Origin of the sequence: Terriglobus roseus, from assembly GCF_900105625.1 — a bacterium.
Classification (GTDB): Bacteria; Acidobacteriota; Terriglobia; order Terriglobales; family Acidobacteriaceae; genus Terriglobus; species Terriglobus roseus_B.
Genome location: NZ_FNSD01000001.1, coordinates 3,225,957 through 3,245,746, shown reverse-complemented (window position 1 = coordinate 3,245,746; position 19,790 = coordinate 3,225,957). Strand labels below are relative to the sequence as shown.

Below are 19,790 nucleotides of genomic sequence, written 5' to 3'. Positions count from 1 at the left end.
TTAGCCGGGCGACGAAAGGCGGTGCCTAAGGACTCCAAGTAATCTCGCAGTTCTCGGGTGCGCTTCGCTAGAATCAGAGGTGATATGTCTCTTGCCGCCGCACTTTCTCCGGATGTTCTCGCGAAGTACCAGCCCGTGATCGGGCTTGAGGTTCACGTGCAGTTGCTGACGCAGACCAAGGCGTTTTGTGGCTGCATCAACCGCTACGGTGGTGAGCCAAACACGCACGTATGCCCTGTCTGCCTCGGTCTGCCGGGCGCGCTGCCAGTCCTGAATCGCCAGGCGGTTGAGTTTGCCGTGCTCGCCTCGAAGGCGCTGAACCTGACCATCAACGAGGAGAGCATCTTCGCGCGTAAGAATTACTTCTATCCCGACTCGCCGAAGGGCTATCAGATCTCGCAGTTTGACAAGCCGCTGGCGGAGAACGGCTGGATGGACGTGAGCGACGGCAAAGGCGGCACGCGCCGCATCGGCATTACGCGCCTTCACATGGAAGAGGACGCCGGCAAGAGCATTCACGACGGCTTCGCCGACTCCGCTCGCAGCACTTACATCGACCTGAATCGTTGCGGGACCCCGCTGGTTGAGATCGTCAGTGAGCCTGATTTGCGGACGCCGGAAGAAGCTTATGAGTACCTGACAAAGCTGAAGGAGATCCTTCTCTACACCGGCGTCAGCGACTGCAACATGGAAGAAGGATCGCTGCGTTGCGATGCCAACGTGTCCGTGATGCTGAAGGGTGCGGCCGAATACGGCACCAAAGCCGAAGTCAAGAACGTCAACAGCTTCCGCTTCATTCGCGAAGCAATCCACTTCGAGATCGAACGGCAGATCGAAGTCGTGGAAAGCGGCGCGCGCGTTATCCAGGAGTCGCGGCTCTACAACTCGGCCGAGGGCCGCACGTACAGCATGCGCAGCAAGGAAGCCGCGCATGACTATCGCTACTTCCCTGAGCCGGACCTGCCTGCGCTGCACGTCGATAACGCATGGATGCAGACGATCCTTGCCGATCTACCGGAGCTGCCGGAAGCGCGTCGCGCGCGCATGATCGCGGATTACGATCTGACCGCGCAAGATGCGGCAACCTTCGCGAACACGCGCGCCTTCGCAGATTCGTTTGAGGCTGCAGCAAAGACTGCGAAGAGTCCCAAGCGTGTTGCCAACCTGATCCTCGGTGAACTCGTCGGACGCTTGAACGCTGCAGGACTAGAGCTCTCGCAATCGCCCGTTTCGATGCAGGGCATTGTGCAGGCTGCGGACCTTGTCGAAGAGGGCAAGCTTTCCAGCAAGCAGTTGAAGGGCCTGTTCGACATTGCGTTCGAGAAGAGCGAGGACTTCGGCGTGGTCTATGACCGCGAGAAGCCGGAACAGATCAGTGATACCGGCGCGATCGAGAAGATGATCGATGAGGTCATCGCCGCAAATCCGAAGCAGGTGGAGCAGTTCAAAGGCGGCAAGACGACAGTGTCTGCGTTCTTCGTCGGCCAAGTGATGCGGCTGTCGAAGGGACAGGCGAATCCTGCGTTGCTGAACGAGCTCGTCATGAAGAAGCTCAACGCCGCATAAGCCCTGCGAAGGCTCGGAAACAAAGAGGCGCAACGAGTAATCCCTGCGCCTCGTGTGTTTTGTGGTGCATTGTGTATCGCCATCACGATGCAATGCTGCATCGTAGATGTTGCATGCGTGCATTGTCTTACCTTCGTCTCTCTTCCCTGTTGCTGCTCGCTGGATGCGCGAGCCGCGCTGGTGTGGAGCGCTCCATCGCAAGCGATTCGTCGGCAGTGCCGCCGAATACGGTGATGCTGTCGCAGATGATGCGTGAGCTTTCTGCTCAGCCTGGCTTCACCGATCAGCTGCTGAGCTTCATCAACAAGGGCGAGAAGAACGGTGCGTTCCTGACACCGGAGCTCTTCGACACCTTCCGGAAACTCGTGCTTGGCAAGGACTGGAGCGGGCTTGACCGCTTCCCAGGCTGGACGATCCATCGCGTCACGCAGACTGTGCACATCGGCGAAAGCCTGATGTCCAAGAGCAAGGATGCCGTCGCCGCGAGCGATCGTGTTCAGATTGGACCCTACACGCTGGATAAGGCGATGACCGCCTCGCTCGACACGCCGAGCGATCGTCCTGGCTTCTCGGACAAGGGTCTTGTCACGAAGCTGACTGACTCCGTCACGAACGGCGATGGTGCTGATCCGAAGATCGCTCCGATGCATGCGGAGAGCGCTCGGCTCGCCGAGGTGATGAATCGGCTGTCGCTCAACGGCTACCAATCCACCGCTCCGTTCGCTGCCAGCATCAGTGGACAGACCGTGACAACTCCACAGCAGCTCGTACAGGCATTAGTCGAGACCGGCCATGAAGTCACCGTTGCGGACGCGCGTTACTTCGCCAACTTCGGACACTTCCACTACAACGGCGAGGATGTCGAGATGCCGTTCTTTCTGGACAGCCAGATCTCCGTGTCAACCGATCACTGGTGGCAGCGCTCGCATCGGCTGCTGGTACCAGTTGCGCATGCGGAGTACGAGTGGTTTATACGGGGACCGAAGATCAATGCAGACATCACGTTCTACTTTGGCATCGACGGACGCGCGGAGTTTCGTACGAACGACCAGCTGAATCAGCCGTGGGTGATGGGACGGCATGCGCATGAATACATCGGCGCAGATGCCATCGAAGTCACACGCCTGACCGGACAGATGTTGCGTGCGTATGCGTACCTGCATGCGGCGCATCCGCAGTTGCCGTTTGGCGGCTACTACACGCTGGGCGTCTGCCAGGACGTAGTCGGCGCAATTGAGCAGCGCATGACCGGCAGAACGACGCTCTTCCCTAACACGGCGAAGACAGAACTCTTCCGCGATCAGCCGGATGATGAGATCACGAAGCTGATGGAAGCAGTGCCGAAAGACACTGGCGGAGCTCCGCCTGCATTCGAGCGCATCTTCGGATCGTTGCCAACGACGGACATGAACGCGATCACGGTTCCTGGTCTGCGTGATGATCTGATCCGGTCGCAGACCGCCTGGCAGCAGGGTGATCTGCATCATCGCTATGTACTTACTGGGCAAGCCCTGACAATTGCAGGTGTATTGATTGCCTCCGGTCTTGTACTTTGGTTGCTGCGGTTCCGCCGCAGTCGTCGTTAACGCAACAGAGTCACAACGCGCACGTGCAATACCGAACGCGTAGCACCATGCAAGAAGCAACACAGGGAGAAGTAGTCATGGCAACAAAAAAGGCAAGCGCTAAGAAGACCGCAGTAAAGAAGACCACCGCAACGAAGGCTGCTCCGGCGAAGAAGACCACCGCCAAGAAGGTAGCAACCCCGGCGAAGAAGACCGTTGCGAAGAAGGTCGTTGCAAAGAAGACCGTCGCGAAAAAGACCACTGCGACCAAGGCTCCTGCAAAGAAGACCGTCGCGAAGAAGACCACTGCGACCAAAGCAGCGAAGAAGACCACCACGCGTAAGTACTCACCCGCTGCAGGCAAACAGGTCGGGACCGAGATGCGCGAGATGAAGAAGGGCGCGCTGAAGAGCGGTCGCAGCGGCAAGAAGGTCACGAACCCGAAGCAGGCAATCGCGATCGGTCTGAGCGAAGCTCGCAAGGCCGGCAAGAAGGTTCCGCCAGCACCGAAGAAGAAGTAGTCTTCACACGCTGACGAGCCACCTGCTCGAAGCAATACAAAGGCCGCAAGGAGCAATCCTTGCGGCCTTCGTGTTTCCGTCTTACGCTGCTTCTACTTTGTTGGCGTTGCGGTGCTCGCTGGAGCACTGGGTGCCGACGGTGTCGATGCAGGCTTGGCAGTTGTTGACGAGTCCGGTGACGGCGTGCTCGCGGGCGTGCTGGAGCTATCGCTGGAAGGGCTGCTGCTCTCACTCGAAGCCGATTTCGCAGAGGCCTTATTGCCGTAGCCGTCCGCGTACCATCCACCGCCCGCGAACTGGAATGAAGGCGCACTGATCTGCTTCTCCAGGCGTCCTCCGCAGTGCGGACACTCCGTCAGCTCGGGGTCCGAGAACTTCTGCCGCTTCTCCAGCGCGCGTCCGCAATCGTTGCATTTGTACTCGTAGATCGGCATAAGAGCTCTCCTCTCGTTCGGTGCTGGTTAGGGCAGTTCGATGGCGCGCACGCTGGCGATGGCATCTACCTTGCGCAGGGCAGCAACAACGTCGGCGACCTTTGCCGGCGAAGCTTCGATCTGCACAACGGCAAGCGCCTGGCCCTGCGGGACCCTCTGGCTGCGTACGCTGCGGCCCAGTGCGAAGTTGGCGATGTTCACACCATGCTCGCCCAGCACCGTTCCGATGCGGCCGATGACGCCTGGGACATCATGATTTCGAATTGCCAGCAGTGTTCCGGTCAACGGCGCTTCGATGTCAATGCCATCCAGCGAGAGCAGGCGTGGTGCGTTGCCATGCAGCACCGTTGCAGACGCGGAGGCCTCCCCCTCGGCAGCATGCAGGATGAGCTTCAGGACAGATCCGGCGCCGCCGCTGGCGAATTCCTTCTTGTCTTCCTGGATGCGGATACCGCGTTCCGCTGCGACTGACGTGGCGTTAATGCTGTTCACATCGGAATCGTTCAGTACACCCGCGAGGATCGCATTGCGGATGAGGTCGGTCTTGCCGGAGGCGAGACGACCCGAGTAGGCGATCTCCATGTTTTCCAGGTTGCCGGGCGTTGCGTGGCCCAGGAAGGTGCCGAGACGTAGCGCAAGATCGATGTACGGTGCGACCTCGACATACTCTTCGCGGCTGAGCGAGGGTACGTTGACCGCGTTCTGCACCACACCGTCCTTCAGGTAGGCGCTGACCTGGTCCGCAAGCTGGATGCCGATGGCCTCCTGCGCCTCGTCGGTCGATCCGCCAAGGTGCGGCGTGAGGATGACGTTGTCCAGACCGAAGTACGAGGAGCTCTTCAGGGGCTCGGTGCGGAAGACGTCCAGTGCTGCGCCGCCAACCTTGCCGCTCTTGAGGCCTTCCACCAGCGCCTCATCCACGATGAGCTCACCGCGCGCGCAGTTCACGATGCGGATGCCTTTCTTCATGATGGCGATGGAGTGCTCATTGATGAGGCCGTCCGTCTGCGGTGTCAAGCCGACGTGCAGTGTCAGGTAGTCCGACTGCTTGAAGATGGTGTCAATGTCGACGAGCGTCACACCGTTCTCACGCGCGATGACGGGGGCAACGAAGGGATCGTAGCCGATCAAGTCCATGCCGAAGGCACGCGCACGGCGCGCAACCTCAAGGCCGATGCGGCCCAGGCCCACGATACCCAGCGTCTTGTTGCGGAGTTCGGTGCCCTGCAGGCTCTTCTTCTCCCACTTGCCGTTATGCAGTGCGGCGGTCGCCTTCGGGATCTGGCGAGCCATCGTGACCATCAGGCCCAGCGTCAGCTCGGCCACGGCCACGGCGTTCGCACCGGGCGTGTTCATCACCACGATCCCGCGCTTGGTTGCGGCATCCGCGTCAATGTTGTCCACGCCAACACCGGCGCGTCCAATCACCCGCAGCTTGGGAGCGTGCTCCAGCAGGGCTGCGTCCACCTGAACGGCGCTGCGGACAACGAGCGCATCCGCAGCGGCCAGCTCAGCTTCCAGGCTGGTGATCTTATCGGCAGTCACAATCTGCCACGAAGGCTCCTGCTGAAAGACGGCGAGCGTTGCGGGGGATACCTTCTCGGCGATAACAATCTTCATTCGGACTTCTTTCTGTGGTGTGGCAAGTCTGTCGGCAGAGGGGGGTACCCCTCCCCCTGAAACCCGTAAAAATCAGATTCCAAAGGAGTTGACGATTCCCGGATCGGCAAAAATTAGATTCCAAAGGACTTACGGGTAAAAATTAGATTCCAAAGGACTTAGCGCCGCAATGGGAGGTGCGGCGTCCGCTGGAAAGAGCTCTATATCTATTGTAGCGATTTCCGCGGAAATACCGGCCACCCGTAAGTCATTGCTTCCAATGCAGTTACAAGTTTTGCCTCTTGACAGCATTGTTATGCCGACATGCAAGGGACCTTCCGGCTCCCGAATGCCACGCATTCGGTCGACCGCGGACGTTCTATAGATCGCGCCTTTAGTCCACTGAAAGCATTGCGGCTCACACTGGGCGATACTGCCCAGATGACGCCTGAAACCGATCCCCATCAAGCGCCCGCGAGCGTGGAAGAACTCGATGCATTTTTGCGTGCGTTTGAGGCAGGCAGCCTGCCCAAGTCGCGATGGACGCACGAGGGGCACCTGGTCGCCGGAGCCCATTACGTCTACCTGTTCGGCGAAGCGCGCGCCATGGGGCACATGCGCGACCGCGTACGCGCCTATAACCAAGCCATCGGCGGCGTTAATTCAGCGACCAGTGGTTATCACGAAACGCTCACGCGCATGTGGATCGGGGTCCTTGTGCGTCTCCTGCGGGCCTCGCATGGCACCTCGCGACTCGCGTTTGTGCAGCTTGCCGTGGAGCGCTACGGGCCGCGCCGCGATCTGCACGCGTTGCTGTACGACTTCGATGTGGTGAAGGACCAGCGGGCCCGTGCGATGTGGGTGGAACCGACCGGCGGATGGCCGGATCTGCTCGATTCGTGACGGGCAAAACCGTCGGCGACGCGCGCTGAAAGTGCGCGCTTTCCCAGCCCTCCGATGATCGCCGGCATACGAACCCGGGGCGTTGCCCTGGACTCGGAAAGCGCTTGCCATCAGGCCACCGTCCCGAGGGTGCCCGGTGGAAGACGTCCACGGCACGGTCGCATTGAAACGTCCTAAACTGCAGAGGCCTATGTCTTCTTCAAACCAAGCCCACGGTACCGCCACGCAACAGATCGACGCCCTGCGCGCCGAGATCGTTCATCACGAACACCTGTACTACGTGATGGATCAGCCCACGCTGACGGATGCCCAGTACGACAAGCTGGTGAACCGGCTGAAGGCGCTGGAGGCGGAACATCCGGAATTGGTCACGCCCGATTCGCCGACGCAGCGCGTTGGCGGCAAGGTGAAAGATGGCTTTGCCAAGGTGGCGCATTCGCGGCCCATGCTGTCGCTGGACAATGCCTACAACGAAGAAGAGCTCCGTGCATGGGCTGTTCGTGTACGAGGCGCGCTGCACTCCAGCGATGTGCTGGAGTTTGTGTGCGAGTACAAGCTGGACGGCCTGTCGCTGGCGCTGCACTACGGGGCTGCGTCTCACGGCAGCGCGCACCTGCAACGCGGCGTGACGCGCGGCGATGGAACCGTTGGCGAGGATGTGACGGGCAACGTACGCACCATCCGCACGGTGCCGCTTTCCGTGAATGCCGAGAAGCTAAAGAAGGCCGGCCTGCCGCAGACCTTTGAAGTGCGTGGCGAAGTCGTGATGCCGAAGGCAGCCTTTGCCAGGATGAATGCGGAGCGCGAAGCCGCAGGCCAGTCGCCTGCTGCCAATCCACGCAATGCTGCCGCCGGTACGATTCGCACCGTAGAACCGAGCATTGTTGCGCAGCGCCGCCTGGACTACTACGCGTATTTTCTGCTGCGTGACGGCGAGTTCCTGTTGCCCACCCAGAGCGAGACGCTGGACGCGCTTGCAGCCGCGGGCTTCCTGACCAACCCGCACGCGAGAACCGCGAAGACGATCGAGGAGGTTCTAGCGTTCATCGCCGAAGGCGAGACAAAGCGGGACGCGCTGGGCTATGAGATCGATGGCATCGTCATCAAGGTGAACTCGGTCGCGCAGCAGCGGCGGCTGGGCTTTACCGGCAAGGCCCCGCGATGGGCGATTGCGTACAAGTTTCCCGCGCGCGGTGCGGTGACGAAGCTGTTGAACGTTCTGTTCCAGGTGGGCCGCACCGGCAAGCTGACACCGGTTGCTGCGCTGGATCCCGTTGGCATTGGTGGCATCACGGTGGCGCGCGCGACGCTGCATAACCCGGATGAGATCGCGCGGCTGGGCGTTCGCATTGGCGACTACGTTGCCGTGGAGCGTGGTGGCGATGTGATTCCGAAGATCACGGAAGTCGTCGAGGATACGGAACATCCGCGCGGCACCCGGGAGATCGTCTTTCCCACGCTTTGCCCCAAGTGCAAAGAGCCCGTGGTGCGTGAGGATGGCGAGATCGATTTCCGCTGCGTGAATGCAAGTTGCCCTGCGCGGCTGAGTGAAGAGTTGCTGCACTATGCCTCACGCGGTGTGATGAACATTGAAGGTCTTGGCGAGGCGATGGTGGCGCAGTTGCTGGGCCACCCGCTGAACGATCCTGTCTCGCTGGCTGATGTAGAGGCGCAGGATGCACCGATGTCGCTGGATGTGCGTGATGCGGAGATGCTGGAAGAGTCCAACGACACGACAGCCGATGAGCCGACACGCACCGCGCTTGTCCATACCGTTGCTGACCTCTACAGGCTGACCGCAGACGACCTGCTGAAGCTGGAGCGCGTTGGGCCGAAGACTGCGGAATCGCTGATCGCACAGATCGACCGATCGCGCTCGGCGCCGCTGTATCGCGTGCTGCTGGGGCTGGGTATCCGGCATGTGGGCGAGCGCACCGCGCAGGATCTTGCGGATACCTTTGGCAGCCTGGACGCAATCATGACTGCGACGGAAGAGGAACTGGTTCGTGCAGAAGGCATCGGTCCCATCGTTGCAAAGACGATCGTCGACTACTTCAGCATTGAAAAGAATCGCGCGCTGGTGGAAGCCCTGCGGGCACAGGGACTGCAGTTCACCGCGGAGAAGCGAGTGGTGGGGACAGCGCTGGCTGGTTTGACCTTCGTGCTGACCGGCACACTGCCGACGCTGACGCGTGATGAGGCGAAGGCTCGCATTGAGGCCGCCGGTGGAAAGGTGGCCGGCACTGTCTCCAGGAAGACAAGCCACGTAGTCGCGGGAGAAGAGGCCGGCAGCAAGCTGGATAAGGCGCGGGATCTGGGCGTAAGTGTCCTGGACGAGCAGGGGCTGCTGGATTTGCTCAAATAAACGCGCGAAAATGGGCAAAGACTTCCTGAAATCCCACCTTTTCACGGCCTTTCGGAAGTTCTTTCCCGTAGAAGGCAGTGCATCCAAAGGTCTAGTCTTCAAGAAGTCAAGGAGGTAGACCGGATGAACCTGCTGAAATGGATGTTGGCGACGGCCCTGGTACTGGATGCAGCCCTGATGATGACGGGTACGGTGAGCGCGGCTTCGTCGAGCCCCGAGCAGACCGTCGGCTACACGGTCGATGGCAACAGCACTTCGACGCCTTATAACCTGACGCCCAGCGCGCGGTAGTTACGCGAAGTAGCGCATCACGGTCTCTACGATCCCTTCGGTATCACTGCCTGCATCGTGGATTGAGAGGCCGTCGATGCGCCGCTCGTTCGCACCGCGGATCATGTCCAGCACGGTCCAGCTAATCGGCTCCAGCGGCCTGTCCTTCAACTCCCCCGATGCAACCGACATCCGCAAGACATTCATGAAGCTATCGACGCTCTCTCGCAGCAGCGTCGCGGTTTGTTTGCGATGCTTTTTCTCGCGGCCCAGCGTCAGGATCATGCGGTAGAGGTCGCCCTGGCCTCCCCAGAAATCAATGCGTGCGCCGACCCAGGCGCGAATACGTTCCTCGGCCGTGGCTGCAGCACCCACGCGCGCCGCCACGGTCGCGCCCAGGGCAGTCATGGCGTGCTTCAGTGCGGCTTCGTAGATGGCTTCCTTGGAATCGAAATAAAGATAGAGCGTTCCCTTGGCGATGCCGGCCTGCGCTGCGACATCCTCGGCGCGTGCCTCGCTAAAGCCCTTCTTTGCAAAGACCTTCATGGCCGCGGCGATGATTTCGCCGCGCCGCAGATCGGTGAGCATCTGCCGCGGGGACACGGTCTTTGCCTTCTTGCCGGGAGTAGCAGCCCTGGTGGATTTCACGCAACTGAAGCTATCACAGTGAATCCGGCAACTGTCTGAAAGAATCTAACTGACTGAGTAGTCATTTTTCTGACCATGCAGTCATCTACGCAGGACCCCGAGATCGAATCCCATCCGTTTGAAGACGCCGCGGACCGCGCCGAAGCGCCGCTGGCGCCCTCTGCCGCACGCTTTGAGCCGGGCGTGCCGCTTGAGACCCAGGCGCCGCCGGTTCGCGTCTTCAATCCGTGGATTATTGCGCTGGTTGTCACCATGGGCACGTTCATGGAGGTGCTGGATACCTCCATTGCGAACGTTGCGCTGCCGCACATTGCGGGCAGTCTCTCCGCGTCACAGGATGAGAGTACGTGGGTGCTGACCAGCTACCTGGTCGCAAACGCCATCATCCTGCCGATCAGCGGATGGATCTCTAGTGTCATTGGCCGCAAGAACTTTTACCTGATTTCCGTGGTCATGTTCACCGTGTTCTCAGCCGCATGCGGCATTGCGCCGACGCTGGGCGCGCTGGTGGTCTTCCGCGTGTTGCAGGGGTTAAGTGGTGGCGGTCTGCAGCCGTCGGTGCAGGCGATTCTTGCCGATGCGTTTCCTGGGGAGAAGCGTGGCATGGCCATGGCGGTTTATACGGTCGCGATTCTGTGCGCACCGGTGCTTGGCCCGACGCTGGGTGGGTGGATCACCGACAACTATTCGTGGCGCTGGATCTTCTACATCAACATTCCAGTGGGTGTTCTGTGCGCGATCTTCACGCGCATGGTGCTGGTCGATCCGCCACATCTGACCGCCGCGCGCAAAGCCAACAAGGGCAAGAAGATTCGGATCGACGGTACCGGTCTCGCGCTGGTGAGCATCGGCCTTGCGGCGACGGAGATTGTGCTCGATCGCGGACAGGAACTGGACTGGTTCGGCAGCACCTTCATCACCTGGACCGCGATCGTTGCAGGCATCGCCATCGTCGGCGCCATCGCGTGGGAACTTTATACGCCCAACCCCGTGGTGAACCTGCGGCTGCTGAAGGAACGGAACTTCCTCTTCTGCTGCACGATCGTGTTGGGCATGTACACGGCCCTGTATGCATCGACCTTTCTGCTGCCGCAGTACATGCAGGAACTGATGGGGTACGACGCGACGACAGCCGGCCTCGCCGTGTCACCCGCGGGCCTTGTCACGATGCTTGAGGTGCCCTTCGTGGGCTGGCTTATGAGCCGAGGCTCGGATGCTCGCAGACTTATCGCGATGGGCATCATCACCATGACGGCCGGCACCTACTGGTGCTCCTTGCTGAACCTGAGCGTAGGCGAACACAGCCTGGTCTGGCCGCGCATTGTGCAGGTCATGGGCCTTGGGATGACCACGGTCCCGCTCAGCACCATCATGTTCCGCTTCCTGCCAGCGGATCAGAGCAGCAATGCAGCAGGTATCTACGCGCTGGTGCGCAATGAAGGCGGATCGATCGGCATTGCGCTGTCGAGCACCTTTCTTCAGCGCACGACACAGCAGCACCAGACGTATCTCGCGGCAAATATCTCCGCATCGAATCCGCTCGCGATGCAGGCTGTACAGTCCGCCAGCGCGGCCGTGGGTGGAGACGCGGCCGACCGCAGCTACGCAGGCCTGGCAATGGTCTACCACCAGGTGCAGACGCAGGCCTCCCTGCTGGCCTACATGGACCAGTTCCGGCTGTTCGCGTATGTGCTGGCCTGCCTGCTGCCGCTGGTCTTGCTGCTGAAACGGCCGCCAAAGATCATTGGCAAGATCACACTCGACGCCCACTAGAGCCTGCATCGTGCTCCGGTTCGAAAGGGCTACCGAGGCCGATGATCGCGTTGGCTATCGCCCTGCATCGATTGAACGCACAAGCCAGCTTTATGGCTGACTTACAGCGCCTGGGCATCGAGCATCACGAGCATCCTTGCTGCGCCGGTCTTCCCGTGCCGCAGCAGGGACTCCTCCTCGATCAAGTCAGCTGCCTGCGAGCGCTGCCACCGCAGGAGCATAGTGCTTCAGGTGATCTTCGAGTCGAACTTTCCCAAGATTCACGGCGAGGCTACCTCCTGCCCGCACCACATCCAGTTCGTTGATTCCCATAAAGCTAAGTACTTTGCGTAGTACTGGCGTCACATGGTCTTCAGTCTCGGTGGGTTGGCCTTCCTCATAACTGTCGCGCGACACCACAATCAGCTTGGCTCTCTTGTTCTTCAGCATGCCGGGCCAGCCTGGCGCGAGCTGGAAGGTATAGCCGGGCCGCACGACGTAATCGAGCCATGACTTCAGTACGGCAGGGATCGTGAAGTTGTACATCGGCGTGCTGATGAAGAGCACGTCAGCCGCCTGAAGCTCGGCGATCAACTCGGCTGAGAGCGCCAGCGCTCTGTGCATCTCGGGTGTCCGCTCCACTTCTGCCGGAGCATACACGCCTCCGATCCAGTCGTTGTCCATGTAGGGAATGCGTGATGCATTCAGGTCGCGATAGATCACGGTCCCATCTGGGTTAAGCGCTTGCCATCCGCCGACGAAATGCTTTCCAAGTGCGCGAGAGATCGAACGGTCGCCGCGAGGACTCACGTCCAGGGCAAGCAGGGTCGACATAACTCATACCTTTCGGTTGGAAGTTGAAGTTGGAGAGCGTTTCCAGAAACGGTCAGACTGCGTTCCGATGACCCGATTCACTCTTGAGGTATTCCGTACGACAGAGTACGATAATCAGAAGAACGCTGCAAGGAGTTTCGTACGCGATGGTAACTAATACAGACAGACGGGCCCCCGGGCGGCCTCAGGCTTTTCTGCCTGAGGATGCCCTTGACCGTGCCGTGGAGATGTTTTGGGAGCATGGGTATGAAGGCGTGGATGTCGAACGGATCGCGCGAGCCGTGCACGTCACAAAACCTGCGCTGTACCGCGCCTTTGGCGACAAGCCGACCTTGCTGCTCAAGGCGGTCGAACGTTATGCAACGACCTATGGTGCTCCCATGATCGCGGCGTTCCAGGCGGAGCCGGACATCCACAAGGCAGTGACCGCCTTCTGCGTCGCCACTGTCGACACCGCTACGGGCGAAGCGCGCGGCGGATGCATGATGGCTGCCGCGGCGCTCGGACAGTCGGAGCGAGTAATCGAGATCCGCTCTTATTTTGCGAAGGGCCTTACTGCGAGCGCTGATGTCTTCGCACAAAGGTTTGAGCAGGAGATGAAGGCCGGCCGCCTGACTCGCACGTTGTCGGCGAAGGTGCGAGCCCGTGCGCTCATCGACCTGATGCAGGGATTGCTGCTTCGCGCCAAGGCTGGCGTATCACGCAGAGAACTTCTGAAAGACGCCCGCAGCTACATGTCCCTTGTTCTTGCCAAGTAACAAGCCGGAGGGAACAAATGATTTCCAACTTCGTAGCATCAGAGTGCGCAATTTGAATAAGCAACTGCCCGTCTTCTTCGCTTTCCTCGGTCTCTTCAGCGCAGCCGCATACGCGCTTGTGATTCACAGCCACCACATGGATGCGCCACTGAGCAGGTTCACGATGTGGTGCCCCGGGTTCGCTGCGCTTTGTACCTGCTTCGTGCTCCGAATCCCGGTCGGAAGCCTGGGCTGGAGTTGGCCCGCACCGCGGTTCCTGAAGCTCGCGTACTTCCTTCCACTGCTCTATGCCGCACCCGTCTACCTGATCACATGGCTGGCGATCCACGGCGCGCTTTCGCTGCAAAGCTTCGAAGCCACCATGTCTGGCATGTACGGACTGAGACAGTGGCCTGTCTTTGGAACCTTTGCCGTCGCTCTACCGCTGTTATTCACCGTCAATGTAATCGCCACATGCGTGTGGGCGCTGGGTGAGGAACTGGGCTGGCGTGGCTTTCTGTTTCCCCGTCTGCATCAACGGTTTGGCTTCCACGGCGCATGCCTCATCTCGGGAGCGATCTGGGCGGTCTGGCACTTCCCCGGGCTGCTCTGGGCTGATTACAACGTCGGCACCAATCCCTTCTTCGCCATGACGTGTTTCACTGTGGGCGTGGTCGCGATGGCGTACCTCATGGGCTACCTGCGGCTACAGTCCGGCAGCCTCTGGCCTTGTGTTCTTATCCACGCAAGCCACAATACCTTCGTTCAGGGCATCTACGATCCGCTGACGGCTCCGGTCGGCGCGGCCAAATACATTACCTCTGAGTTTGGGGCTGGCTTAGCACTCTCCATCGTGATTGCTGCTGTAGTGCTCGTCTCCAGAGGCCGTCACGAAACTGGCCTGAGCTCGCGGTAGACAGGCATCTCATCGTCACGCGGCAGAACCATTCGAAGAGTTAGCGAAGCGCGGCCAGGACATCCTGCGCGGAGGTGCGATCCCCATGGCCGTGGCTGATCTTCTCAAAGAGGACCTTCCCGTTGTGATCCAGGATGAACGTGGCCGGGTAAGCCGTCTCGTGCGGTGCATTCCATCGCAGGCCGTAGAGGTTCGTCACCGTGTAATCCGGATCGACGACAAGCGTGATGTTCGCAGGAAGGTTGGCCTGCTGTGCGAGCGCCTCCTTTGCTCGCTGATCGAGATCTGCCGGCGGACCCGGGTAGACGAGAAGGACCGTCGCCTTCTTCGCCGCAAACTCCGACGCATGTTCGATGAAGTCGTGTAGCTGTTTCTGACAGAAGGGGCACTGATAGCCCGGGTAGCCACGCAACACGATCAGGACCGTCGACGCTTGTTTGAGCCCCTTCGAGAGTTGCACCGAATTACCCGTGGGCGTGTTGAGCGTGAAGTCCGGCGCGACGTTACCCACTGCAGGAGTCTGTGCGTGGAGCGCGCCCAGCAGTGTGGACGCAGCAAACGTGACAGCAAGCAGTCTGCGGATGAGAGACGTGCGGGACGATACGCTGGAAACGTTATGAGACGTCGTTGCGATGGGCATGATGTTTCTTATCTCCCTGTGTGGCCTCATGTGGCTTTGCGCATTCGACAAGGAATTCGGCAAGAAGTTACAGACTTTCTGCACGCATGGTTCACAGGATGACCGGTGTCGCATCCGCGCCGACAATTGCGCCCTGCCCTGCTTCCTGCGCAAAGAGGATCAGATGATGCGCCGCTCCCTGCTTCGTCGCATCGACTGCGTTCCACGGCACGTTGACGGTTGTGTCCGTATCTCCGTGGATGGTCGCAATCGTTGCGAGTGACCGAGCGACGGCAACATGCTGCAAGGAGCGCCCGCCATTCTCTCCGCGAATCACCTTGGAGATTGCAAGGTCGTCTGTGAGTGTAGCGACGATGTTGAGCGGTCGATTCGAGGGCAGTTGCGATGCCGCGAAATGGATTGCAATGTTGCCGTTCTGAAACTCGCTTGAAAGGATCCGAAGATTGATCCTCTTTTGTTTGACCTGATCGGCAAGCGCTCGACCCAGAAGAGACTCATTGCTTCCAACAAACTGCTGCTGACCGTTTACGACCATCTGCGGGGTGTACACACTGTCCAGGCCAAAACGGTTCGCGTAGCGATCCTGCCGGTCCGTATAGGTCGAGGAAGAAAACGGATCCGTCCATCCCAACCGGTTCCAGTACGTCACATGTTCACTGATTCCGACGACGAGCTGACCTGCTGCGGTCTGCCTGCCATTCACCTTGCGCAACAGTTCATCCGCGGGCGGACAGCTGGAGCAGCCCTCCGAGGTGAACAGCTCGACGAGCACGATGTTCGGCGGCGTCTCTGCATGCTTCGGCTGCGAAATTGCCATGGGCAGAGGAGATACTGCCAGAAGGCAGGCGGCAATCGACCATGTCGTTTTGCGAAACGTATTCATCGCTGTTCCCTCCGAAGCGAACGGTCATGAGACGCCGCGATGGATCACGGGTTACAACGTCGCTGTAACCCTTTCTCGCGCTGCAGCTCTAATGGTGCGAAGGTCGTTGCAGGGATGGATTCAGGAGCTGGCATCGCCGAATGAGGAACGAGAGCGACATCAGGGATGAAGCAGGCATGATCGCTTCTATCCTGGCCGGCGAGACACAGCTCTATCACGAGCTGATCCGTCCGTATGAGCGCAGCGTGTATCTGATGGCCCTGACCTATATGAAGAACGAAAGCGATGCTGAGGACGTTGCACAGGAGGCCTTCCTGAAGGCCTATCGCAATCTTGCCAGCTTCCGGTCGGAGGCAAGGTTCAGCACGTGGCTCATCAGCATCACCCTGAATGAGGCTCGCAGCCGGTTACGCAAGCAGGCGACCGTCCGTGTCGAATCGCTGGATGAGCTTATGGACGACAGTTCGAAAGCCTCTCCGGCGATGCTTCGTGACTGGCGCGAGATTCCATCCGAAGCGATCGAGCGCGGCGAAGTGCGTCAGTTGCTGCAGCAGGCCGTTGCCGATCTGCCAGAGATCTATCGTCGCGTGTTTCTTCTGCGAGAGGTTCAGGAATTCAGTGTGATCGAGACGGCGGAGGCGTTGCAGATCAGCGTCCCATCCGTAAAGGTCCGGCTGCATCGTGCACGCATGATGTTGCAGCGGCAACTGACGCCAGAGCTTCGGGCCGCAACATCCAAATCAAAGAGGAGGTGGCTCCCATGGTCATAGAGTGCAAGCACGTATGGGATTACATCTCCGACTACCTGGATGGCTCACTGCCGCCCGAGACGCGGGAACTGGTGCAGAGGCATCTCGATCACTGCGAGATCTGCTCGGCCATTCTGGATTCGACGCGGAACATCCTTGTTTTGACAGCCGACGATCGTGTCTTTGAACTGCCCATCGGATTCAGTGATCGTCTGCATCAGCGGCTGAACGCGGAGATCAACAAGGACCGAGGCTTAGGCGACTCGTCCTAGACATTGTGGACGATTCGGTGAGTCCACCACTCGATGGCGACAAGGATCAGCGAGACTACGGCGAGCACGATCTGAAACATCTCCGCACGTCTCTGTCTCAGGCTGATCGGCTGGGAGCGCCATTGTGCTGCGGGCCGGTTCCGCAAACTGCGAATCCTCCACACGACATACAGGTTGACCAGTGAGCCAACGACCGCAATCGTCATCATCGGAATGCGTATGGCGTCTGCGTGGTAGCCCGACGCCGGTCGGTTCAGCCCCGCGGCTGCCGCCAGTGCACTCAGCCCGATGAGAACGCGCACGCCGCTGATCGCCATCACGGCGGTACACAGGCTCTGCAAGACGATAAACAGGAGGCTGGTGATACTCAGAAACCAGTTCGACGGCTTGATACGGCTGTCATCTGCTGGCGAGGCGTCTGTGTGTTGGCTCATAGGAATGTAGTGCGCAGCTCCGGCTCAAGCATAGCGGAGATTTCTTCGAACTCTCTGTAACCTCTTCCCTACTTTCCTCTCTAACGAACGGAAGCTTGCACTTTGCTTGCAGCCGGGACTTTGGAATGAGGAAGATTGTGCAGGAAGAACCGTTGCAACTCGACCGGAAGCATCCGCTGGCCATTCGATGGATGCACTGGATCAACTTCCCGCTGCTGTTCCTGATGATCTGGAGCGGGCTGCTGATCTATTGGAACGACTCCGACAACCCATACCAGCATCCGCACGCGGTGTACCGCATCGGGATCGGTTCCTTTACGTTGGTGCGGCTGTTCCCGGACTGGTTCTGGAAGGCGACGAACGCGCCCAATCACGTGACGCAGGCACTGGGTCATCATTTCTTCTTCATGTGGCTCTTTGTCGCGAACGGCATCGCTTACGTTCTGTTCCTTGTCCTCTCCGGCGAGTGGCGATTTCTCGTTCCGCAAAAGCGCAGTCTGCGGGATGCCGTGCAAGTCACACTGGTCGATCTGCATCTTCGCAAGGGGTTGCCGCCCCAGACGAAGTACAACGGTGCGCAGCGCATCGCTTACTCGGCCGTAATCCTGATGGGCGCGGGCATGCTGGTCACCGGTCTCGCAATCTACAAGCCGACGCAGTTGCACTGGCTGACGTCGTTGCTGGGTGGTTATGAGATGGCGCGATGGGAGCACTTCTGGCTGACGATGAGCTTTCTTGGATTCTTCCTGGTTCATGTGGGACAGGTGGTGCTGGCCGGATGGAATAACTTCCGCGCGATGGTCAGCGGTCTTGAGATCAAACGTGTCGACGAACCATCGGTGGAAGCAGAAAGGAAGTCCTGGTGATGGCAACCGTTGAAGAAGAGAACAAGGTCATCCTGGCGCGGTCACGCAGACACACGCGCCGATCGTTCCTGGGAGCGGGCGTAGCCGCTGCCGCAGGGTTCGGCCTTTACCGGTGGATCGAGGGGAGACCCGCCGAGGATGATCAACAGATACCGTACCGGGACGCCTTTGAAGCCAATGCTGCGATCTCGAAGGCACTGTTTCACGATCACGCCTTGGCGCCGACCTATCCGCTGCATCAAGCGGAGAACCTGCGGGTGAACGGTGTCTTCGGCCTCAAGGAAGAAATGGTGCCTGAGAGCTACAGGCTCCAGGTAGTTGGGTCCACCGCGGGTGCGCAGCATGCTCGCTTCAGCCGGGATGTTACTGCGTGGGAGTATCGCTACACGCAGGCAAAGTCTGCAGAAGATCACGGACATGACACGAAGAGTGCTCCGCACCAGACGGACCAGACGATAAGAGAGAAACCAGAGCGTGGTCGAGAGGACGCTGGCGAGAGCGACTCCACACTTGCGCCCGGCACACCGGGTCTGTTGCTGACGATGGATGATGTCCTCAAGCTGCCGCGGCAGGAACTGGTAACGCAGTTCAAGTGCATCGAGGGCTGGAGTCAGATCGTTCACTGGGCTGGTGTTCGCATGGCTGATTTTCTTGAGGCTTATCCGCCGGAGAAGGTTGGCGGCCGCGAGCCGAAGTTTGTGTACATGGAGACGCCGGATGGCGATTACTACACCGGCTATGACCTGGCCGTGTGCCGTCATCCGCAGACGCTGCTGGTGACCGAGATGATGGGTGCGCCTTTGACCCAGTTTCATGGGGCGCCGCTGCGACTGCACATGCCGACGAAGTACGGCTACAAGCAAATCAAACGGATCGGGCTGATCAGTTATACGAACAACAAGCCCGATGATTACTGGACCAAGCTGGGATACGACTGGTACGCCGGACTGTAATGGATGCCACACGCGATGAGCGCAGGACAAGGATGAACATGCAGTGCTTGAAGCTGGACGAGTCTGGTTGTTGTCCGACGGAAGAAGTGGTGGTGCGAAGGAACCTCTTTGAACGGCGCCACTGGCTCTACGCATTTTTCCGCGAACATGTCTTTCGCGATCACACGGAAGAGATCAAGCGGTCGATCTTTCCTTCGAGTGGACCGCGTCCTGGCACGCGTGTGTTGGAGTTGGGATGCGGCCCGGGCTTCTATGCCTGCCGGTTGGCGCGCCTGTTCCCCCAGATACAGACCATCGGCATTGACCAGTCGGTAAGCCTGCTCGAGTGGGCACGATCGCGAGCATCGGCATCGCATCTGCAGAACTGCTCCTTCCGTCACGGCGATGCGTGCGCCTTGCACGACGGCCTGGAACAGGTCGACGCGATCGTGGTGTCGCGCCTGTTCCTGATCGTGCACGACCGGGAGCGAGTGGTGTCCGAGATCTTTCGGATCCTGAAGCCCGGCGGTAGATGCTTCGTGGCCGAGCCGACAACGCGATTCAAGACACGTCTGCCGTTGTGGTTCATGCAGATCTCCGAGCTGCTGAGCGGGGACAGTCCTTGGAGAGCAAACGCATCGTCTCCAGTCAAGGTCTTATCCGCGGATGAGTTCGGACGGCTCGTCCACTCTCAACCGTGGCAACAGGTTGAGATGGTGTACCGCGACGGCTACCAATACGCCATCTGCACAAAGCGCGCGGCTGCGGCGTCAGACGAGGTAGCGTCATCGTTCGACAGGAGTGCTGCCTAAGCAGGGGCCCGACCGGATCTTGAATCGAAGCAACCGGACGGCCGGGACAAGGGTGCGCAAGGGCGCGAGAAGTGCAGACGAAGCGGGATCTC

At 59.7% G+C, this 19,790-nt stretch carries 21 protein-coding genes; 14 read left to right on the top strand and 7 right to left on the bottom strand.

Features of this window, described 5'->3' with window-relative positions; translation table 11 throughout:
• The first annotated feature begins 84 nt into the window (after window positions 1-84).
• From gatB to BLW03_RS13370, 3 genes are all read left to right on the top strand, one after another.
• Complete coding sequence (gene gatB / locus BLW03_RS13380; protein ID WP_074654528.1) at window positions 85-1,566, top strand: Asp-tRNA(Asn)/Glu-tRNA(Gln) amidotransferase subunit GatB; 1,482 nt, start codon at window positions 85-87, stop codon at window positions 1,564-1,566.
• Between the two features lie 113 nt (window positions 1,567-1,679).
• Window positions 1,680-3,152, top strand: coding sequence for a hypothetical protein (locus BLW03_RS13375; protein WP_074654527.1), 1,473 nt, complete (start codon window positions 1,680-1,682; stop codon window positions 3,150-3,152).
• Window positions 3,153-3,229: 77 nt separating this feature from the next.
• On the top strand, window positions 3,230-3,652 hold the full coding sequence (locus BLW03_RS13370) for a DUF6496 domain-containing protein (protein ID WP_244502083.1): 423 nt from the start codon (window positions 3,230-3,232) through the stop codon (window positions 3,650-3,652).
• Between the two features lie 92 nt (window positions 3,653-3,744).
• Here BLW03_RS13370 and BLW03_RS13365 read toward each other — a convergent pair whose 3' ends face one another.
• Window positions 3,745-4,086 carry an FmdB family zinc ribbon protein gene (locus BLW03_RS13365; RefSeq protein ID WP_074654526.1) on the bottom strand — a complete coding sequence of 114 codons (342 nt, stop codon included), beginning with the start codon at window positions 4,084-4,086 and terminating at the stop codon, window positions 3,745-3,747.
• Window positions 4,087-4,113: 27 nt separating this feature from the next.
• The gene (gene serA / locus BLW03_RS13360) at window positions 4,114-5,706 is read right to left on the bottom strand and encodes a phosphoglycerate dehydrogenase (protein WP_074654525.1); all 1,593 of its coding nucleotides are present in this window, start codon (window positions 5,704-5,706) and stop codon (window positions 4,114-4,116) included.
• A gap of 420 nt (window positions 5,707-6,126) precedes the next feature.
• Between serA and BLW03_RS13355 the strand changes: the two genes are divergently transcribed.
• The 3 genes from BLW03_RS13355 to BLW03_RS20650 all read left to right on the top strand — a co-directional run bounded on the left by BLW03_RS13355 (window position 6,127) and on the right by BLW03_RS20650 (window position 9,244).
• On the top strand, window positions 6,127-6,588 hold the full coding sequence (locus BLW03_RS13355) for a hypothetical protein (protein WP_074654524.1): 462 nt from the start codon (window positions 6,127-6,129) through the stop codon (window positions 6,586-6,588).
• 190 nt (window positions 6,589-6,778) lie between these two features.
• Window positions 6,779-8,953 carry an NAD-dependent DNA ligase LigA gene (gene ligA, locus BLW03_RS13350; RefSeq protein WP_074654523.1) on the top strand — a complete coding sequence of 725 codons (2,175 nt, stop codon included), beginning with the start codon at window positions 6,779-6,781 and terminating at the stop codon, window positions 8,951-8,953.
• Between the two features lie 123 nt (window positions 8,954-9,076).
• Window positions 9,077-9,244 carry a hypothetical protein gene (locus tag BLW03_RS20650; RefSeq protein WP_170835036.1) on the top strand — a complete coding sequence of 56 codons (168 nt, stop codon included), beginning with the start codon at window positions 9,077-9,079 and terminating at the stop codon, window positions 9,242-9,244.
• On the opposite strand, the gene BLW03_RS13345 is transcribed toward BLW03_RS20650, so the two are convergent.
• Window positions 9,245-9,811: a TetR/AcrR family transcriptional regulator gene (locus BLW03_RS13345; RefSeq protein ID WP_074654522.1), complete on the bottom strand. Its 567-nt coding sequence runs from the start codon at window positions 9,809-9,811 to the stop codon at window positions 9,245-9,247. It lies immediately after the preceding gene.
• 135 nt (window positions 9,812-9,946) lie between these two features.
• On the opposite strand from BLW03_RS13345, the gene BLW03_RS13340 reads away from it, so the two are divergent.
• Entirely contained in the window at window positions 9,947-11,644 is a 1,698-nt protein-coding gene (locus tag BLW03_RS13340; protein ID WP_083350526.1) for a DHA2 family efflux MFS transporter permease subunit, read from the top strand.
• Window positions 11,645-11,830: 186 nt separating this feature from the next.
• Here BLW03_RS13340 and BLW03_RS13335 read toward each other — a convergent pair whose 3' ends face one another.
• Window positions 11,831-12,457, bottom strand: coding sequence for an FMN-dependent NADH-azoreductase (locus BLW03_RS13335; protein WP_074654521.1), 627 nt, complete (start codon window positions 12,455-12,457; stop codon window positions 11,831-11,833).
• 146 nt (window positions 12,458-12,603) lie between these two features.
• Between BLW03_RS13335 and BLW03_RS13330 the strand changes: the two genes are divergently transcribed.
• Together BLW03_RS13330 and BLW03_RS13325 are read left to right on the top strand one after the other, a co-directional pair.
• Window positions 12,604-13,215 carry a TetR/AcrR family transcriptional regulator gene (locus BLW03_RS13330; protein ID WP_083350525.1) on the top strand — a complete coding sequence of 204 codons (612 nt, stop codon included), beginning with the start codon at window positions 12,604-12,606 and terminating at the stop codon, window positions 13,213-13,215.
• Window positions 13,216-13,267: 52 nt separating this feature from the next.
• Window positions 13,268-14,110, top strand: coding sequence for a CPBP family intramembrane glutamic endopeptidase (locus BLW03_RS13325; RefSeq protein ID WP_139285200.1), 843 nt, complete (start codon window positions 13,268-13,270; stop codon window positions 14,108-14,110).
• Window positions 14,111-14,150: 40 nt separating this feature from the next.
• Here the strand turns inward: BLW03_RS13325 and BLW03_RS13320 are convergent, their stop codons facing one another.
• Window positions 14,151-14,750, bottom strand: a complete 600-nt coding sequence (locus BLW03_RS13320) for a peroxiredoxin family protein (protein ID WP_074654518.1) — start codon at window positions 14,748-14,750, stop codon at window positions 14,151-14,153.
• A 91-nt stretch (window positions 14,751-14,841) separates the two neighbouring features.
• Entirely contained in the window at window positions 14,842-15,633 is a 792-nt protein-coding gene (locus tag BLW03_RS13315) for a DUF1223 domain-containing protein (RefSeq protein WP_074654517.1), read from the bottom strand.
• Between the two features lie 140 nt (window positions 15,634-15,773).
• Here BLW03_RS13315 and BLW03_RS13310 point away from each other — a divergent pair, with 140 nt between their 5' ends.
• Window positions 15,774-16,403 carry a sigma-70 family RNA polymerase sigma factor gene (locus BLW03_RS13310; protein WP_074654516.1) on the top strand — a complete coding sequence of 210 codons (630 nt, stop codon included), beginning with the start codon at window positions 15,774-15,776 and terminating at the stop codon, window positions 16,401-16,403.
• Window positions 16,394-16,654, top strand: a complete 261-nt coding sequence (locus tag BLW03_RS13305) for an anti-sigma factor family protein (RefSeq protein ID WP_074654515.1) — start codon at window positions 16,394-16,396, stop codon at window positions 16,652-16,654. The genes BLW03_RS13310 and BLW03_RS13305 overlap by 10 nt, the downstream gene beginning before the upstream one ends.
• On the opposite strand, the gene BLW03_RS13300 is transcribed toward BLW03_RS13305, so the two are convergent.
• Window positions 16,651-17,088 carry a hypothetical protein gene (locus BLW03_RS13300; RefSeq protein ID WP_074654514.1) on the bottom strand — a complete coding sequence of 146 codons (438 nt, stop codon included), beginning with the start codon at window positions 17,086-17,088 and terminating at the stop codon, window positions 16,651-16,653. The genes BLW03_RS13305 and BLW03_RS13300 overlap by 4 nt on opposite strands.
• A gap of 125 nt (window positions 17,089-17,213) precedes the next feature.
• Between BLW03_RS13300 and BLW03_RS13295 the strand changes: the two genes are divergently transcribed.
• Genes BLW03_RS13295 through BLW03_RS13285 form a run of 3 tightly spaced genes read left to right on the top strand, consistent with a single transcriptional unit; the run spans window position 17,214 to window position 19,698 of the window.
• On the top strand, window positions 17,214-17,954 hold the full coding sequence (locus BLW03_RS13295; protein WP_074654513.1) for a cytochrome b/b6 domain-containing protein: 741 nt from the start codon (window positions 17,214-17,216) through the stop codon (window positions 17,952-17,954).
• Window positions 17,954-18,907 (top strand): molybdopterin-dependent oxidoreductase, encoded by a 954-nt coding sequence (locus BLW03_RS13290; protein WP_074654512.1) that lies wholly within the window; start codon window positions 17,954-17,956, stop codon window positions 18,905-18,907. Before BLW03_RS13295 ends, BLW03_RS13290 begins: the two co-directional genes overlap by 1 nt.
• Window positions 18,908-18,945: 38 nt before the next feature.
• Window positions 18,946-19,698 (top strand): class I SAM-dependent methyltransferase, encoded by a 753-nt coding sequence (locus BLW03_RS13285; protein WP_074656011.1) that lies wholly within the window; start codon window positions 18,946-18,948, stop codon window positions 19,696-19,698.
• Window positions 19,699-19,790 lie beyond the last annotated feature (92 nt).

Bases quoted from the DNA above. Each gene is read 5' to 3' on its own strand.
- gatB (WP_074654528.1), top strand. From the start codon at position 85: ATGTCTCTTGCCGCCGCACTTTCTCCGGATGTTCTCGCGAAGTACCAG.
- BLW03_RS13375 (WP_074654527.1), top strand. From the start codon at position 1,680: ATGCGTGCATTGTCTTACCTTCGTCTCTCTTCCCTGTTGCTGCTCGCT.
- BLW03_RS13370 (WP_244502083.1), top strand. From the start codon at position 3,230: ATGGCAACAAAAAAGGCAAGCGCTAAGAAGACCGCAGTAAAGAAGACC.
- BLW03_RS13365 (WP_074654526.1), bottom strand. From the start codon at position 4,086: ATGCCGATCTACGAGTACAAATGCAACGATTGCGGACGCGCGCTGGAG.
- serA (WP_074654525.1), bottom strand. From the start codon at position 5,706: ATGAAGATTGTTATCGCCGAGAAGGTATCCCCCGCAACGCTCGCCGTC.
- BLW03_RS13355 (WP_074654524.1), top strand. From the start codon at position 6,127: ATGACGCCTGAAACCGATCCCCATCAAGCGCCCGCGAGCGTGGAAGAA.
- ligA (WP_074654523.1), top strand. From the start codon at position 6,779: ATGTCTTCTTCAAACCAAGCCCACGGTACCGCCACGCAACAGATCGAC.
- BLW03_RS20650 (WP_170835036.1), top strand. From the start codon at position 9,077: ATGAACCTGCTGAAATGGATGTTGGCGACGGCCCTGGTACTGGATGCA.
- BLW03_RS13345 (WP_074654522.1), bottom strand. From the start codon at position 9,811: ATGCTCACCGATCTGCGGCGCGGCGAAATCATCGCCGCGGCCATGAAG.
- BLW03_RS13340 (WP_083350526.1), top strand. From the start codon at position 9,947: ATGCAGTCATCTACGCAGGACCCCGAGATCGAATCCCATCCGTTTGAA.
- BLW03_RS13335 (WP_074654521.1), bottom strand. From the start codon at position 12,457: ATGTCGACCCTGCTTGCCCTGGACGTGAGTCCTCGCGGCGACCGTTCG.
- BLW03_RS13330 (WP_083350525.1), top strand. From the start codon at position 12,604: ATGGTAACTAATACAGACAGACGGGCCCCCGGGCGGCCTCAGGCTTTT.
- BLW03_RS13320 (WP_074654518.1), bottom strand. From the start codon at position 14,750: ATGCCCATCGCAACGACGTCTCATAACGTTTCCAGCGTATCGTCCCGC.
- BLW03_RS13315 (WP_074654517.1), bottom strand. From the start codon at position 15,633: ATGAATACGTTTCGCAAAACGACATGGTCGATTGCCGCCTGCCTTCTG.
- BLW03_RS13310 (WP_074654516.1), top strand. From the start codon at position 15,774: ATGAGGAACGAGAGCGACATCAGGGATGAAGCAGGCATGATCGCTTCT.
- BLW03_RS13305 (WP_074654515.1), top strand. From the start codon at position 16,394: ATGGTCATAGAGTGCAAGCACGTATGGGATTACATCTCCGACTACCTG.
- BLW03_RS13300 (WP_074654514.1), bottom strand. From the start codon at position 17,088: ATGAGCCAACACACAGACGCCTCGCCAGCAGATGACAGCCGTATCAAG.
- BLW03_RS13295 (WP_074654513.1), top strand. From the start codon at position 17,214: ATGAGGAAGATTGTGCAGGAAGAACCGTTGCAACTCGACCGGAAGCAT.
- BLW03_RS13290 (WP_074654512.1), top strand. From the start codon at position 17,954: ATGGCAACCGTTGAAGAAGAGAACAAGGTCATCCTGGCGCGGTCACGC.
- BLW03_RS13285 (WP_074656011.1), top strand. From the start codon at position 18,946: ATGCAGTGCTTGAAGCTGGACGAGTCTGGTTGTTGTCCGACGGAAGAA.